This window comes from Pseudomonas sp. MWU349 (genome assembly GCF_017947325.1).
Taxonomy (GTDB): domain Bacteria; phylum Pseudomonadota; class Gammaproteobacteria; order Pseudomonadales; family Pseudomonadaceae; genus Aquipseudomonas; species Aquipseudomonas protegens.
Genome location: NZ_JAFEVP010000001.1, coordinates 384,625 through 400,051, shown reverse-complemented (window position 1 = coordinate 400,051; position 15,427 = coordinate 384,625). Strand labels below are relative to the sequence as shown.

Annotated in this window: 13 protein-coding genes, 1 tRNA gene and 4 pseudogenes; 9 read left to right on the top strand and 9 right to left on the bottom strand. The window is 54.7% G+C overall.

The window, feature by feature from the left end; all coding sequences use genetic code 11:
- Positions 1 to 56 precede the first annotated feature (56 nt).
- The gene (locus tag KCG88_RS01770) at positions 57 to 494 is read left to right on the top strand and encodes an Lrp/AsnC family transcriptional regulator (protein WP_011062012.1); all 438 of its coding nucleotides are present in this window, start codon (positions 57 to 59) and stop codon (positions 492 to 494) included.
- A gap of 400 nt (positions 495 to 894) precedes the next feature.
- Here the strand turns inward: KCG88_RS01770 and KCG88_RS01765 are convergent, their stop codons facing one another.
- On the bottom strand, positions 895 to 1,566 hold the full coding sequence (locus KCG88_RS01765) for a Bax inhibitor-1/YccA family protein (RefSeq protein ID WP_011062013.1): 672 nt from the start codon (positions 1,564 to 1,566) through the stop codon (positions 895 to 897).
- A 123-nt stretch (positions 1,567 to 1,689) separates the two neighbouring features.
- Here KCG88_RS01765 and KCG88_RS01760 point away from each other — a divergent pair.
- Positions 1,690 to 1,777 (top strand) — tRNA-Ser (locus KCG88_RS01760).
- A 477-nt stretch (positions 1,778 to 2,254) separates the two neighbouring features.
- Positions 2,255 to 3,088 carry a DUF2971 domain-containing protein gene (locus tag KCG88_RS31180; protein WP_144420543.1) on the top strand — a complete coding sequence of 278 codons (834 nt, stop codon included), beginning with the start codon at positions 2,255 to 2,257 and terminating at the stop codon, positions 3,086 to 3,088.
- 433 nt (positions 3,089 to 3,521) lie between these two features.
- On the opposite strand, the gene KCG88_RS01750 is transcribed toward KCG88_RS31180, so the two are convergent.
- From KCG88_RS01750 to KCG88_RS01740, 3 genes and pseudogenes are all read right to left on the bottom strand, one after another.
- Complete coding sequence (locus tag KCG88_RS01750) at positions 3,522 to 4,787, bottom strand: hypothetical protein (protein WP_210711596.1); 1,266 nt, start codon at positions 4,785 to 4,787, stop codon at positions 3,522 to 3,524.
- Positions 4,788 to 5,123: 336 nt separating this feature from the next.
- Positions 5,124 to 6,404 (bottom strand): translesion error-prone DNA polymerase V subunit UmuC, encoded by a 1,281-nt coding sequence (gene umuC, locus KCG88_RS01745; RefSeq protein ID WP_210711595.1) that lies wholly within the window; start codon positions 6,402 to 6,404, stop codon positions 5,124 to 5,126.
- Positions 6,397 to 6,666 (bottom strand): annotated as a pseudogene (locus tag KCG88_RS01740) (S24 family peptidase); the annotation flags it as partial. The pseudogene KCG88_RS01740 and the gene umuC, both read right to left, overlap by 8 nt.
- A gap of 557 nt (positions 6,667 to 7,223) precedes the next feature.
- Between KCG88_RS01740 and KCG88_RS01735 the strand changes: the two are divergent.
- From KCG88_RS01735 to KCG88_RS01725, 3 genes and pseudogenes are all read left to right on the top strand, one after another.
- The gene (locus tag KCG88_RS01735; RefSeq protein WP_158498267.1) at positions 7,224 to 8,201 is read left to right on the top strand and encodes a fimbrial protein; all 978 of its coding nucleotides are present in this window, start codon (positions 7,224 to 7,226) and stop codon (positions 8,199 to 8,201) included.
- A 188-nt stretch (positions 8,202 to 8,389) separates the two neighbouring features.
- A pseudogene (locus KCG88_RS01730) lies at positions 8,390 to 8,605 on the top strand (SOS response-associated peptidase family protein); the annotation flags it as partial.
- 282 nt (positions 8,606 to 8,887) lie between these two features.
- Positions 8,888 to 9,151, top strand: a complete 264-nt coding sequence (locus KCG88_RS01725) for a hypothetical protein (RefSeq protein ID WP_073698917.1) — start codon at positions 8,888 to 8,890, stop codon at positions 9,149 to 9,151.
- Positions 9,152 to 9,245: 94 nt separating this feature from the next.
- Here KCG88_RS01725 and KCG88_RS01720 read toward each other — a convergent pair.
- Positions 9,246 to 9,553, bottom strand: a pseudogene (locus KCG88_RS01720) (lysis system i-spanin subunit Rz); the annotation flags it as partial.
- A 4-nt stretch (positions 9,554 to 9,557) separates the two neighbouring features.
- Positions 9,558 to 9,925 (bottom strand): annotated as a pseudogene (locus KCG88_RS01715) (glycoside hydrolase family 19 protein); the annotation flags it as partial.
- Positions 9,926 to 10,259: 334 nt separating this feature from the next.
- On the opposite strand from KCG88_RS01715, the gene KCG88_RS01710 reads away from it, so the two are divergent.
- Positions 10,260 to 11,108: a hypothetical protein gene (locus KCG88_RS01710; RefSeq protein WP_210711592.1), complete on the top strand. Its 849-nt coding sequence runs from the start codon at positions 10,260 to 10,262 to the stop codon at positions 11,106 to 11,108.
- Positions 11,109 to 11,111: 3 nt separating this feature from the next.
- Here the strand turns inward: KCG88_RS01710 and KCG88_RS01705 are convergent, their stop codons facing one another.
- Complete coding sequence (locus tag KCG88_RS01705; RefSeq protein WP_210711591.1) at positions 11,112 to 11,768, bottom strand: HD domain-containing protein; 657 nt, start codon at positions 11,766 to 11,768, stop codon at positions 11,112 to 11,114.
- A gap of 543 nt (positions 11,769 to 12,311) precedes the next feature.
- Between KCG88_RS01705 and KCG88_RS01700 the strand changes: the two genes are divergently transcribed.
- Entirely contained in the window at positions 12,312 to 12,512 is a 201-nt protein-coding gene (locus tag KCG88_RS01700; RefSeq protein ID WP_019094218.1) for a hypothetical protein, read from the top strand.
- Between the two features lie 210 nt (positions 12,513 to 12,722).
- The gene (gene pseH / locus KCG88_RS01695) at positions 12,723 to 13,280 is read left to right on the top strand and encodes a UDP-4-amino-4,6-dideoxy-N-acetyl-beta-L-altrosamine N-acetyltransferase (RefSeq protein WP_011062091.1); all 558 of its coding nucleotides are present in this window, start codon (positions 12,723 to 12,725) and stop codon (positions 13,278 to 13,280) included.
- Between the two features lie 115 nt (positions 13,281 to 13,395).
- Here pseH and KCG88_RS01690 read toward each other — a convergent pair whose 3' ends face one another.
- Together KCG88_RS01690 and KCG88_RS01685 are read right to left on the bottom strand one after the other, a co-directional pair.
- Entirely contained in the window at positions 13,396 to 14,232 is an 837-nt protein-coding gene (locus tag KCG88_RS01690; protein ID WP_011062092.1) for a bifunctional allantoicase/(S)-ureidoglycine aminohydrolase, read from the bottom strand.
- Positions 14,233 to 14,418: 186 nt separating this feature from the next.
- Positions 14,419 to 15,303, bottom strand: a complete 885-nt coding sequence (locus KCG88_RS01685) for a LysR substrate-binding domain-containing protein (protein WP_047337246.1) — start codon at positions 15,301 to 15,303, stop codon at positions 14,419 to 14,421.
- Positions 15,304 to 15,427 lie beyond the last annotated feature (124 nt).

The following is a 15,427-nucleotide window of genomic DNA, read 5'->3' as shown; positions in this document are numbered from 1 at the left end:
TCGATTCAGACCTTTTTTATCAAGGCCAAAGAGCCCATTCACCTAACGAGATCGCCATGCTGGATGCCATCGACCAAACCCTGATCAGCGCCCTGATGCAGGACTCGCGACGCTCCCTCAAAGCCCTGGCGCAGATCAGCGGGCTGTCCGCCCCCAGCGTCTCGGAGCGCTTGCGCCGGCTGGAAGAACGCGGCGTGATCAGCGCCTACACCCTGGAGATCGACCCCAGGTTTCTCGGTTACCAATTGCAGGCCATCGTCCGCATCCGCCCCTTGCCGGGCAAGTTGCAGGAGGTCGAACGGCAGATCCTGGCGATTGCCGAGTTCACCGAATGCGACAAGGTCACCGGCGACGACTGCTTCATTGCCCGTCTCCAGGTGCGCTCCATGGAACAACTGGACAGCCTGCTGGACCACCTCAATCACTACGCCGAGACCAACACCGCGATTGTCAAGAAATCGCCGATCAAACGGCGCCTGCCGCCCCTGGAATAGGCAGCTTCCAGGTCCGAAAAAACGCCTTGCAGGCACTCCAAAGGCACGAAATGAAGAAGCTCTGACAGGGCAAAAAACCAGAGTTCTGGCTATAGGCTCATGCCTGGTCAAACCCAGAACCCCTGGAATCGATGCCGCCCCGCATTCAAATAACCCATGACCCTCTCCGGGCCTTGATTGGAATACACATCCCTCTGCGCCCCGGCGCCTTGGCTGCGCCGGACGGAACACGAACAGCGAGCCCTGCGGCCTGCACTGTTCAGCGCACTGGCCATCTCCCATCTACTGACCACCCCACAGCTACAGGTATGGGCGCGTCGAAAAGCTGAACAGCCAAAGAAAACCTGGGCAACAAAAAGCCCGCCGAAGCGGGCTTTTTTCAATGGCTCAGCACCTGTGATCAGTCATCGCGACCCATGATGCCGAACAGTTGCAGCAGGCTGACGAACAGGTTGTAGATCGATACATACAGGCTGATGGTGGCCATGATGTAGTTACGCTCGCCGCCGTGGATGATGGCGCTGGTCTGGAACAGGATGCACACCGAGGAGAACAGCACGAAGCCGGCGCTGATCGCCAGTTGCAGGCCGCTGATCTGGAAGAACAGGCTGGCCAGCACGGCGCCCATCAGGACGAAGAAACCAGCGGTGATGAAGCCGCCGAGGAAGCTCATGTCCTTGCGGGTGATCAGCACATAGGCCGACAGACCGCCGAATACCAGTGCCGTCATGGCAAAGGCCGAACTGACCACTTCGGCGCCGCCCTGCATGCCCAGGTAACGGTTGAGAATCGGGCCGAGCAGAAAGCCCATGAAACCGGTCAAGGCGAAAGCCGACACCAGGCCCCAGGCCGAGTCACGGAGTTTGTTGGTGAGGAAGAACAGACCGTAGAAGCCGATCAGCACCACGAAGATGTTCGGATAACCGACACGCATCTGCTGTGCCACATAGGCCATCACCCCACTGAACGCGAGGGTCAGGGCCAGCAGGCCGTAAGTGTTGCGCAGGACGCGGCTAACCTCTAGCTGCTCGGCCTGCACGCCGTTGTTAACTGCGTAATCCTGTTCGCGCATGGCGACACTCCTGTTGGGGGAAACATTTAGTGGCATGGATGATAACAGAGGCTCTGTAACTCGCGACGCAGAGAGTTTGACAGTGTGTTTCATTCGGGTATTATGGCGCCCGCAATGCGATCTGGAGGTGTGGCCGAGTGGTTTAAGGCAGCGGTCTTGAAAACCGCCGACTGTAACAGGTCCTAGAGTTCGAATCTCTACGCCTCCGCCAAATCTCAACGAGAAAGCCCTGATTTTTCAGGGCTTTTTTGTGTCTGCTGCTCACGGTCGCTTACCGTCACCATCTGACCGTTTCCGCATCATTTCTTAACTTTCCGCAACTCCCCCCTACGGCACCTTGCCGACAGAGCCCCAGAACCTATGGTCCGACCGGGGTGCTGGCTTGGATTTTGCTAGCCTAAGGATGGCCGATTCTTGCTACGCACCACACATTGCAGTTACTGGACGGAAGTAGTTGCTGCATCGCTTCGATGATGGATTGGGCGCACTAAGTAAAAAACCTCTTATATTTCAGCGCATTAATTAAATTAAATTCTTTGCTGTAGCATAGAACAAGCAAAATGAAAGGAAGGAGCAGCGATCCAGTCATACTTCGATCAAAGTTCGTGCTATCAAAGAAACACCAGACCAAAACCAAGGACTCATCACATCCGGCATCCCATCTTCCTACCTGCCATAAGGAGTCCTGGTGCCTACAACCTGGATTGAGATAGTCGATACAGGGTTAAAAATTGGGTTGAGTGCTGCGGTTAGCCAAATCTGCCACATAGGAGCTGTGATGCTTATTTACAAATACATGACCCTACAAGGGCTGGACGCATGCCTAAACCTACGAACAATCAGGTTCACGAAGCCGATCAACTTTAACGATCCCTTCGACTGTGCAGCTGCCGCAGAGCTGACGCAAGAAGGGTTGAACATTCACGCAGTTGGCTCGACCAATGCCGACAAACTTTTCATGATCAGAAATGGGATAGGCATCCTTTCCCTAACTCGAAACCCGCTCAACCCTCTGATGTGGGCTCACTACGGCGAGAACCACAAGGGAGGAGTGATAGCTATAGACACCGAAGAGGCGGGCCTTGAATGCAAAGAGGCCAACATTATCTCTGCCAACTCCGGCAACGTGATCTACACGACCGTCAGGCCTAACGTGGATGGTGAACACCTCCCTTACCACGACGAAATTACGGCTCAGCATGACAGACTGATACTTGAAAAACTGTTCCTCTATAAATCCTTGCATTGGTCATACGAAGAGGAAATCAGGGTGGCACGCCGCGTTGACTACACGCCACAAGTACGACACCAAGACTTCAAGATACCTAGCTCCGCCATTAAAGCTGTCTACCTAGGAGCCAGATATTTCCCCGCCCTAGTAGATGATCATGACAACCAGTTACCACGGGTTCACTTAAAGCACCCAAAATGCGAATTTTACCTTTGCTACCAAGATCGCCGAACCTGGGATCTACATGCAGAGCGATTTGATACCACTGGTTTCGAATTACCTAGCGCTTAATGCAGCCTAAATACAGGTCTACATCTGGCTGCCGTGGGTTGAAATGAGACAATCACACGCCGATTGTGCTCGGGTAGTAACGCAAAAAAACTACAGCCCAGAATAACAAGGGCTGTAGGGCTTTTTTACAGAGCAAGAGATCGCACCGTTTGGCATTAAATGGCTTTGATTGGCATACGGATTACCTCATTTTTGCCCCACGACCTAACTTCCCTAGCCAGCAACCAGTTCGGCAACTGCAAACCAGGCTAACCCCTTCCTGATGATCAACAGGCCGGTACAGGGTGGCCTTTACCGGCAGAAATCAGCCCATAGCTGCCCTCGACGAAGGGCAGTTTGCATCGAAATTGATAAACAGGTGTCGTCGTTCTTACCCGTAGCGCGCAGCATTGCTGCCTGTCGCCCTAGGCTGCAAGAGCCAACAGGGACGACATTAGATTTCTTTCTTTAGAATCAATACGCAATAAAAAAGTGCTGCCTTCATGATGTGATTAACACCATGCACCTCCCTAAACAATAGGAGCGATTTTCTGATAAAATCCATGAAGGAGATTTCGTAATACTTAACCCGACTCATACCTTCTTTGCCAGGATAATAAGTTATTGTTTGCGCAGATTCTTTGTACTCATATTTATAATGAGCAATACCATTCCTTAGTTTGTTATCAATGGCATCCATATCAATCCGATAGAAGCAGTCGTCTATAAACGCTAATTTACTTCCCAGATCTACATTCGAAAATGAATTCAGATTCTCAAGCTCAGGCCTGATCTTCTGAGCTCTCGTCAGCTTCAGAGACGACTCAAAAAGATCACTATCCCCTCGCTTTATGAGGTTGTTCAACCCTGCCAAGAAAGTAAGTTGGCGCGAGAAAACTTCTGCCAAATCCTTATAATAGTTACTGCAAACATCGAAGTCTGCTGTAGATATTCGAGCGGGAATTTTGCCAAGGTTTTCAACGTTCGCATAATCGTAGAAAAATGCTGAGCGGAACGGTAAATCCATTGCAATCAATTTTGGATACAACGATAAGCAATCATTGTGCAGATTCTTGAGGAATCCATTGCCTAATATTTCGTCAATAAATGCAACTGTCTTTTCATTTTGGTATTGGTGCAACCACATGAATAGCTCAGATGCCTTTGTGCTTATTTCAGAGTTATGCTCGTGGATTGTAAACGGCGAAGACATCACGGATGTAGCGGTATATAGCGCGGTTAGCACATCCTCTTTTTTACGCGACTTTAGATTGGCTTCGGGTATTTTTGCACAAGTTTTTTCAAAATTATCTATATCCCCACGCTTGTACTGGGTAATAACACTTCTCAAGTCATTTTGCATCGGGTAGAGCGTATTTAGCATGTTCAAGCGTAGATTTAAATGCTGGTAAGATTGATGGCCGATTTCTTGCGTAACTCTGAGAAAGGTCGTCCTGCCCTTTACGTAAACGCCGAAGTAAGCTGGAAAATCCAAGTGCAGATCAACAAACGGGTTAGTCCCATTAAAAGGGCCCTTAAAACCTTCCAGTTCTGTGGCCCCCAGCAATTCACCATCTAGCTGACCAAAAACAAATGAAATTCGCTCTTCGCATTTTGGACAAGCGAATTGGAATGGTTGAATGTCTCTGTTTGACATGCCAATTCTGCAATCGATTTTTATGCCGCATGTATTGCATTGAAAACATTTGCAGATATTCATGATTATCCTTTTTCACTGGGTTATCAGCATTGAGGTTCAAAACGCGAGAAATCAACGAGCGACTTGATGCCAATGGCGACGTTGGCTATGCGTCAGATTACTTCATTGATTGCATGAACCTCTACTTGGCCGACTTCTGCCTATCACCACCGTCAGCTATGGGTCGAAAGGAGACAATCACACGCCGATTGTGCTCGGGTATTAACGCAAAAAAGCCCTACAGCCCCGGGCAACAAGGGCTGTAGGGCTTTTTTGACAAAGCAAGAGACAGTGCCATTTGGCATTAAATGGCATTGATTGGCGTACAGATTGCCCCATTTTTGCCCCACGAATTCCTCAGTTGCAGGACACCTTCCAAAGCTGATCAAGCTTCGTCGTGTAACTCTGGCTCATCATCTCCCGGCGCATACCCCAATCGGGGTTGGTAGGGACGCTGGCAGCACGGAGTGTGCCCCTCCCCCAGCGACTGTTGATCTGGTCCAGAACCTTCATCACCTTATCGGTTCCCGACGGTTGCGCCACTGCGAAGAGATCGCCGGTGTACTCGCCTGGCTGGCACAGATTCAACAACATGACCTCAGCCTTACTGTATTTGAAACCCGGCCTGAAAACGCGGTCCAGCGCTTCCACAGCCATTTTCGTCATGAGTCTGACGTCATTGGTTGGATACGGCAGTTCCACCAGGACACCGTTTGCATACTTGGCTTCCTCGGGGTTAAACATGCCCGTGCGAATGCTGACGCGGATTTTCTTACACAATGAGTTCTGAGCCCGTAGCTTTTCCGAGGCTCTCATCATGTAAGTAGCAACCGCCTCCTTGATAGGGGCCAACTCGGTTAGCCGCTTCCCAAACATCCGGCTGCAGCAGATTTCTTGCTTCGGCGGGTCTGGTTCGTCCAGCTCCAGGCACGGTGTGCCCGCCAGCTCCCGCGCCGTCTTCTCGATCACGACACTGAAATTTTTGCGCAACGTCCACGGATCGGCTCTGGCCAGGTCCATAGCAGACTTGATTCCCATCCCATCCAGATGGACCTTCATCCGTCGGCCGCCCCCCCACACCTCGGCGACATCAGTGTTTCGCAACACCCAATCCCGCTTAGCTGGGTCGGTGATATCTACAACCCCACCCGTCTGCGCCTGTAGACGCTTGGCAGTATGGTTTGCCAACTTGGCGAGTGTCTTTGTAGATGCGATTCCTACACCGACCGGAATGCCTGAACAGCGCAGCACCTGGGCCCGGATCTGGCGGCCGAACTGCTCAAGGCTATTGATTCCCGTGAGATCTGCGAAGGCTTCATCGATGCTATACACCTCGACTGCCGGCACCATCGACTCGATTAACGACATCACCCGCTCGCTCATGTCGCCGTAGAGGGCATAGTTCGAAGAGAACGCCACAATGCCGTGCTGCCTCAGCTTGTGCTTGATTTGAAAATACGGCTCTCCCATTTTGATGAGGGGCTTTGCGTCGTAGCTGCGCGCAATGACACAACCGTCGTTATTGCTCAGCACAACAATCGGCACCTTTGCCAGATCAGGGCGAAACACTCGCTCGCAACTGGCATAGAAGCTATTGCAGTCGATCAGGGCAAACACCGGCTCATTGCGCTTAGACATGACTGCGTACAGTGCTAGTGATCACGCCCCAGATCGACAGTTCATCACCCTCAAGGATGTAGCGGGCCGGGTACTTGGGGTTTTCCGACAGCAGGACCACTTCCGACCCACGCTTGCACAGTCGCTTGCATACCGGGTCGTTGTTCAGTAACGCCACCACGATGTGACCATGGGCAGGTTCAATCGAGCGGTCAACGACCGCCAAATCGCCTTCGAAAATACCTGCTCCCTGCATGCTCTCCCCGGTGATTGAGATCAGGTATCCCCCCCTTGGAAACCTGCAAACAACATATCACCTGCAGCTGTGCGCGCCCGGGAAAGCATCTACAAGCGGGCCAACTTGCAGGCGCAGACCGAGAAGAGCCGCGACGTGGCCCGGGCCAGGCTGCGTGTAAAGGCCGGAGAAGCTGCGGGGCTGAGGCAGAAAGTCAGCAACCTTGAGTTAGGTGTCCGGTGCAAGGACCGGGCGAATGAGGATCTGCGTCATCAGATCCCTGTCGGCGTCCGCCCCCGGCAATTACTGGCAAGCCTCTACCGCGGTAACCAGCACTCGCTCGTATCGGATCCACCAAGGCGCCCTGTGCGCCGCACATAACTCATCATGAGATCTATACATAGCCGGCCCTCGAACAGCCCCCCCCACAGATCATTGGCGACGCTCCATAGCTGTAGCCGCAAGAAAATTCAGAAACGCCTTACACTCAATAGCCAACGCAATTAATAAACTAGGCTACTTCAAACTCAAAAACTGACCAAAGAAAAATGCTACTTATCTACGGCCCCCCTACCAGCAGCCAACAACTCCTACGTTTGAACTCAATGAAAGGAAAACTTATCGCCACGATATTATTTTTCTACTCGGCTCTTGGCTTCGCGGGGGAATGCACTACAAACAATGAGACCACTTTCTTAAATATTCCTGATTTAACAATACGACGAGACACCCCCATAGGAACAGAGATCGGAGCTCTTTCTACAACTATCGATGCATTTTCCTGCACAAAAGGATTCAGCTATCAAGAATTTGGCATCAAGGGATATGGCATTGCGGCACCCAAAATAAATGGGCTGAATATTTATAAATTAGGTTCAAATTCAGCCGGAATAGGATATGCCATATACGCCAACAGCCCCAACACTTGCAACAACTATCTCTTTCCCTTGAAGGATGGTGACTACAATCTTTTTTGCTTTATAAATGGAACATTTTCAAAGAAACCAATACAAGGTTATATAAAATTAGTATTTTACAAAATTGGGAACATCACTCCCGGCAGAAAAAACGGATATAAAGTAGCCTCCCTAATATTGCGCAACAACAAAAATGATTGGCACAATCCAGAATCATACTTACACACCACACCATTCACGGTGATCACGCATGGTTGCACAATTAAAACCGCAAACATCAAAGTCCCACTTGACAACGTCGAAACCCACGAACTAAGTAACATAGGCATGACTGCTGCGGAGAAACCCTTTTCGATCCCCCTTAACTGCGACACCGGGACCAAAGTCAAACTCACCCTCGACGCAGGCCCCACCGGTGTTTATGACAATACCAAAGGATTACTCAATCTGAGCAACCCTGCTTCAGTAAATACCGCCCAAGGTGTGAAGATTCAGATACTATCCAATAATGAGCCTGTGACATTTGGGAAGTCTTTAGATGTAGGCGTTCAAACCATCGAAGGAGCCTTCGACATTCCCCTTCAGGCTCGTTATTACAGAAGTGTGGAGAAGCTCAAGGCGGGTGAGGCTAACGCCACTACCACTTACACCATTACTTATGAATAGTCTTCGGGGGTCTAAAAAATATAAGCTTCTTCACTCCATGGAGAAACAACGGCCCCCATCCCTTCTCTGCTTTCAAAGCTCTACGAACATCCACCGGCCCTCGAAGCCCCCATCATCGAGTTATCAAACTGAGTGGCGCTACGAAGCAGTTGCTGATGCGGCTGAGAACATACGCAGTACACTGGGTAGTGGTCCACATTCACGACCGCCGGCCGGTAGTCATGGCCCCGGACCTGGTTCGGAAATGGCTCGACCCTGCAACGCCCAACGAGCGCGCCGAGCAGATGGCTTTGCACCAGCACGAGCCCGCCGAGGCCTTCGAGTGTTTCAAGGTCGGCACTGCCGTCGGTAACCTCAACAATCACGGCCCTGAACTGAGCGAGCCCTTGGCGATGCCATCGTAGGCCCGCTCACACATCACTCCCCCTGTTCCGGCTTTGATCTACATCTGCCACCAGGCTTGATGGATCACTCACTATGTTCTTTGGATATAAGAAGAGACGTGAGCCTCCCTTGCAAGCCGTAAAAAATTGGCTGCTTTCAACAATGCAGCTACGCTTGCGAGTGGTTGCCTATTCCGATTAAAAGCCCTAAAGGCGGTGCATACGGCCATACTGCCCTCAATTGCCTAGGGAGAGAGCCGGGCAACTAAAACCTACAACCATCAGTCTAAAAGGAATATAGACATGAGCATTAACGTCAAAAACAATTCATCAAATAAAATTGAAGTTGCCATTAACCAGTGGGGCGATAACGGCAAAACTGGTTACTTTGCTCTCAGCGTAGACGGATCAGATACCTGGGATAGAAGCGATAGCCGGGGTTTTGTACTCTCATTGAGAAAAGGAGGCACTGAAAAGCCATATTATGTACAGTCTGATAGTTCAATTGTGGTTGGAAATACAGACGTGAAAGACAACGGTCGCGTTCTTACCCCACTAAGTAATTAATTGAAAAATATCATTCAAGGTGCCTGCCAGGCACCTTGTTTTTTAAAGCTAAAGCAGATCAATAGGTAACAAACGACGCTAACGTTGATGATTCTCAGACGTACACCTGACACGCCCGCAAAGCGATCAATCCTTGGTCACCCTCTCCGGCAATGGCGACAATTCGTTGAGCAGCCGCTGGGGCAAGTTCGGCTCTCGCTGCTCCATGAACCAGGCCGCCGGCGCCGGTGGCAGCTGGCAACCCGCGCCACCACCCGTGGCGGTGCTGGCGAGTAGGACTGACAACCGCAGCTCAGTAGTCGCAAGCTTGTCACCCAGGCGAACCTGATTCGATTGAGCGTCGCGCAATTCCTTGTAGTGGGTTTCGTCATTCGCTTGCAGCCGATCCTCCAGAGCACAGCGAGCACCACCAGGCCGCAGACTGAGCAGCCTGCTCTGGTTGCTTGAGCAATTCGGGCGGGGCTTCAAGCGGCAGGCCCAGCCTTTCGCCGACGGCGCGGTAGTTCGATCTGCCGGTGAGCTGGATCAGGCCGCGGCCACGGAAGCGATAGCCGTCGCCCGTGGCCTCCAGGCCATTGCCCATACGCCCGCCGTAAACAGCATTACCGAAGCGCTGTTGCGCAGTTGACCGGGCTCATGGCCCACCTGGGCCAGGAACACCGCCTGACGCACCAGCCTTTCGATCTTCCAGCGGGCCATGGCGCGGTTGAAAAACGCCCGCAACAGGCGGGCGCTGGGGAGGTTCTGCAGCGATTGCGGCTCTGTGAGTGGCATTGTGTTTTCTCCAGGCAATAAAAAACCCGCTCAGGGCGGGCGCATTCGGACGCTTCAGTTACAGCTGTGGATTGAACGGGTACTGTTGTAGCCCGCCTCCGGCATTCTGCCGACCCAGCACCACCCCCTCCCCCCTACAGTTCGTCGGCGCAAGTCGCGCCGTACTCAAGCTTCGATTGCTGTATATATATACAGCAACCAACTCTAGTCAGCACCGCACACACTGGAGGCAGCGCAACAGCCGATTGTCTGCTTCCCCTCACGCCCCTGGAGCGCGGCAGGAACTCCATACGTATCAATCGAGACACCACGGTTTTTCAGGAAAAGTGGCGATATGGCGGCGGTTATATGCCCCGGGCCATTTCGGCCCGCACTCAAACACACACTTCACTTAAGGATGAGCAGCATGAACGATGATTTGAAGCAGTCAGGCTCTACTACGACCTCGCAGACCACCACATCGCTGGAGCAGGTGAAAACCGGAAGGGTCTTGGATTTCACCTGGGCACCTAACGCCAACACCACGACCACCACCGTATCAGCGGACTTTGTCGACTACCGAGTCGATACAGCCCAAGGCAGCCCTACCGGGGACAGCCACTCCATAGCACGCTTTACCTATGCCCAGGGCAAAGGCGGCGGCCAGATCAGCCAACTGTTTCTCGAGGAGATGCGTGCCGGTGTACGAGCCAACACCCAGATCGGGCTGATGGTGGGACGCAAATGGGTCATGGACCCCAACGGCGAAGTCTCGGGCAGCATCGGCACCTATGTGGTCGAACAATTCGATGACATGCGCGCCAGTGTCAATTATGTCGGCTCCTTCGCCCGCGTCTTCGCCGACCCCAGGATGGTCAGCTACCACGCCGGGGGCCATGTGCACCCCAATGTCTCGATCACCGGCAGCAGGCCCCTGACCATGGCGGATTCAGGTAAGTCGATCCTGGTCATTAGCGACACCGACGTCACGCTCACGATAGGTGACGATGTGACTGAAGGGTTCAAGGCCACTCTGATCCAGGCTGCAGCAGGCAAGATCAACATCGCGGTATCGAGCAGCCACATGATCTACAGCAACGCAGGGGGCCGCACGCGCACGCTCAATCCCCTGGATGAGCTGGAAGTCAGCACCTTCCCCTTCGGCCCGGTGTTCCTGGCCTTGCGCGTCAGGCCTACGGCCTGACGATTAATCGGGAGCTCCGATCTCCTCCATGAATCCGTCCAGGAAATCCTTCAGACGCGCATGCCTGACTGCCGCCAACCGCGCCCCTTCGACCGTCTGAAATCCGGAGGCAAGGGAGAGTAGCTTGGTGTGGAAGTGCTCAATGGTAAAACGCTTGTCTTGATAAGGCCTGCCAATGGCGGTGGGGTTTGTGATGTCGTACAGCGCAGAGCCCATTCGCCCAGCGATGTAGAAACAACGGGCGACTCCGATCATGCCGATGGCGTCCAGGCGGTCGCTGTCCTGAAGGATCCTGGCTTCCAGGGTGAGGGGTTCGACGCCCGCGGAGAAGCTATGAGCCTGGACCGCGTGGGCAACAAGCTCAACACGCGGGGCAGGCCAGCCCATGCGCTGCAGAATAGACGCTGCTTTATTGGCCGAAAGAGTGGATGCCTGCGACCGCAATGGCGAGTTTTTCTCGACGGCCACGCAATCGTGCAAGAGGGTTGCGGCAAGCAACGCCTCCAGGTCCCCACCTTCCTTGTCCTGCAGGCGCCGAACATTCATCCAGACCCGATGAATATGAGATAGATCGTGAGAGCCGTCCGTGCTGTCCTCAGGCAGGAAAGCGAGCAAGTCGGACGCCAGGCTCTGGTAAGGAAAAAACGGCTCTTCAAGCATTTCGTGGCTCCATGGAAGTACTGATCCTGCAGCGTCGGCGAAAGGACTCGAGCAGATATCTCGACGCTATAGAGAGTCGGCGGCTAAGCAGAGAGGTACTTGAGCCAATAAGCATCCCGGCATTCATTGGTGAAGCTGATGTGAGCAGGGCGGATGATTTTGTCGAGAGGTTGGCGCCCCCCTCATCGCAGATCCAGCCTTCGACGCAGGCTGCATCGCTGGGAAACCGCCCTGCTCTGCTAGCCGCTTGATGAGTGCCCTGTCATCGTCGGCGGTGACGGTGTCGCCCTGATCGAGCCGGCTTTCCTGACTCGCGTTGTCAAATAGCGCGGTGCGAGGCGATGCAACTCCCAGGCTCGCACTGACGTAGCTGGCAAGGTGGTCCGAATGAACCATGGACTGTGTCCGCAGGTGGATTAGGACGACTGACAAGCACGCTGACGACGCGCTGGGACTTTACCGATAAGGCAAGCCAATCGACAACCCTGGCCAATGCCACACGCTGTATCCGTTACTCACCTGTAGCAGGAACCTTTTTCCGGAATGGCAATCAGTGCTGCACGCTTTCCGATCAATCATTCAGTGGGCACCGGCATGATCTTGAGAAAAACGGCTCTATACATGGCCTTGGTAATGGCAGGCGTTCTTATCGGCTACAGCATCAAGCCCAGCAATGGGCTCCAGGTAACCGCAGGGCAACTTATAAGCTGCGGCAAGACCACCATTCCAACGATCGAGATGTGAGGGCAGCGCAACAGCGCTCCCTCCCTGATTACACCCAGCCCTCATACAAACCGGCACTGGCCGCCCAGGCCGATCCCACCTCGCTTGAAGCGAACCTCCAGCATCTCCCGACACCTGCAGCAAGCTTGCTGGCCGAATAATCTCTAGTCTGAAAGAATCTTCGCGCCTGAAGATCGCACCTCAGGCTCGTCTCCAATCCAGGACCCTCCCATGCAGCTCATTCCTTTGCTTGCTAGCAGCCCCACCGTTCAAGCCCAAGTGCGCGCGCTGCGCAACCAGCAGGAGGTGCGCAAATACATGTACACCTCCCATGAAATCAGCGAACAGGAGCATGCAAACTGGCTGAGCAGCCTTCAAGGCAACCCGCGTCAGGAGGTGTTTGTCGCGGTCGATGCCGGGCAAGCCTTGGGGGTCGTGTCCCTGAACGCCATCAATGCCCTGCAGAAAACTGCCGACTGGGCGTTCTACCTGGACGCCGAGCTTCAAGGCAAAGGCCTGGGCAGTCTCATGGAGTTCTGGTTGCTCGACTATGCCTTCAATCAAGCCGCCCTGGACAAACTCAACTGCGAGGTGCTCGCAAGCAACACAGCGGTGATCAGGCTGCACCTGAAATTTGGATTCGTACAGGAAGGCCTGCGGCGCCAGAACATTCTGAAAGACGGCGAGCGAATCGACGTAGTGCTGCTGGGCATTACTCGCCAGGAGTGGCAGGACAAGCGTCCGGCCCTTGAAGGTTTGATCGCGCGGCTCGGTCAGCGAGAGTCCTAGGCATAGGCAGCAACCGTGCCCCTCAGACAAAAGAAAACCGGCGAATGATCGCCGGTTCCTGTCACTCGCCGTTCAGCAGTGCGGAGGCCAGAACGGCCCCTGTACTGCCGTCGGATCAATGCGCTGCGTTGAGGGTCAGGCGCATCTGGCGGTTCACATCCTTGTACAGCAGGTAGCGGAAACGGCCCGGGCCGCCGGAGTAGCAGGCCTGTGGGCAGAAGGCGCGCAGCCACATGAAGTCACCGGCCTCGACCTCGACCCAATCCTGGTTCAGGCGATATACCGCCTTGCCTTCCAGGACGTACAGGCCGTGCTCCATGACATGGGTCTCGGCGAACGGAATCACGCCGCCCGGCTCGAAGTTGACGATGTTGACGTGCATGTCATGGCGCATGTCGCTCATGTCGACAAAACGGGTGGTGCTCCAACGGCCTTCGGTATCGGGCATGACCCGCGGTTCGATGTCCTGCTCGTTGGTGACGAAAGCGTCCGGGTATGGCACGCCATCGACTTTCTGGTAGTGCTTGCGGATCCAGTGGAAACGCGCCTCGGTGCCGCTGGTGTTGCGCAGCTTCCAGTCGGCAGCCGGTGGGATAAAGGCATAGCCGCCGGGCTTGAGGACATGCACCTGGCCTTGCAGGGTCAGGTTGACCTCGCCTTCGACCACGAACAGTACCGCTTCGGCGTTGGGGTCCTGCTCGGGCTTGTCGCTACCGCCATTGGCGCCGACTTCAACGATGTACTGGGAAAAGGTTTCGGCGAAACCCGACAGCGGACGAGCGATGACCCACATGCGCATGTTGTCCCAGTGCGGCAGGTGGCTGGTGACGATGTCGCGCATCACGCCCTTGGGGATCACGGCGTAGGCTTCGGTGAACATTGCGCGGTCGGTGAGCAGTTCGGTCTGTGCCGGGTGCCCGCCGTGAGGCGCGTAATAGGTGGTTTTGGACATGGAGACTCTCCTCGTTGTTGTTTTGCTGCCCCGCGCGGCAACGCCGCCAGGGTGAACAAACCTGCGGGTCGACGCGCCAGGGAAGCGGCGCGGACCGCTGCTGGCCACCACGATATCCAGCGTTACGCGCATGCACAAATTAAATACTGGAATCCGCTATATTCATTTATCGAATGCCTAACGACTTCAGCCCTGAGTGTCCTGGGCCAGCACCCGCGACAAGACTCGCGCCAGCTCCTTGACCATGGGGTCCGCCGCCGGGCGGTGCAGCAACGCCACCTCGAACACGTCCACCGACGGCAGCCCGGTGCTTTTGGACAGGACCTGGTGGCCCGCCGTGACCGCACGCAATGGCAGCAGGCCTATGCCCATGCCATCGGCAATGGCCGACTGCAGGCCGCTGAGGCTGGAGCTGGTGAAGCTGATATGCCAGCGCCGGCCCACCGCCTCCAGGGCATTGATCATGGCATCGCGGTACACCCCGCGCGGCGGGAAGGTAACGATAGGCAGCGGGTCGAGATCGATGCAGGGGTTTTTCGCGCTATCCACCCAGCGGGTCTTTTCCGGCCAGCAGGCCAGTGCCTCGCGGCTGTTGCGCAGTTGCTTGAGCACCACCAGGTCCAGTTCGCCACGGTCATAACTGGCGTTGAGGTCGCGACTCATGCCGCTGGTGACCTCCAGCTTGACCTGGGGATAGCGCCGGTTGAACGCAGCCAGTTGCTCGGTGGTGCGCCCGGCAGCGAAGTCGTCCGGCACGCCGATACGCACCGTCAGCACCACCGTGGCCCCGGACAGCGCCTCGAACATTTCATCGTTCAGTGCCAGCAGGCGCCGGGCATACCCCAGCAGGGTCTCGCCGGCATCGGTGGGCAACACATCGCGATTGCCGCGCTCAAGCAGGCGCTGCCCGACCATCTCCTCCAGGCGGCGGATCTTCTGGCTGATGGTGGATTGGGTGGAATGCAGGCGGGCAGCGGCCGTGGTGAAACTGCCGCAGTCGGCCACCGTGACAATGGCCCGCAGCAAGTCGAGGTCGAACAGGCGGCTATTGGGTTTCTCAATGTCGCTCATGCTGGTATCTGTTTTCTGAATGCGTTGCGCCTTTCTACCGGGTCTGGCCCGAGGACACAATTGCCCTCACGGCGCTGAGCAGCCCTGTGCCACGCCGGCATCCTGTAAGTGCGGCAGATATTTT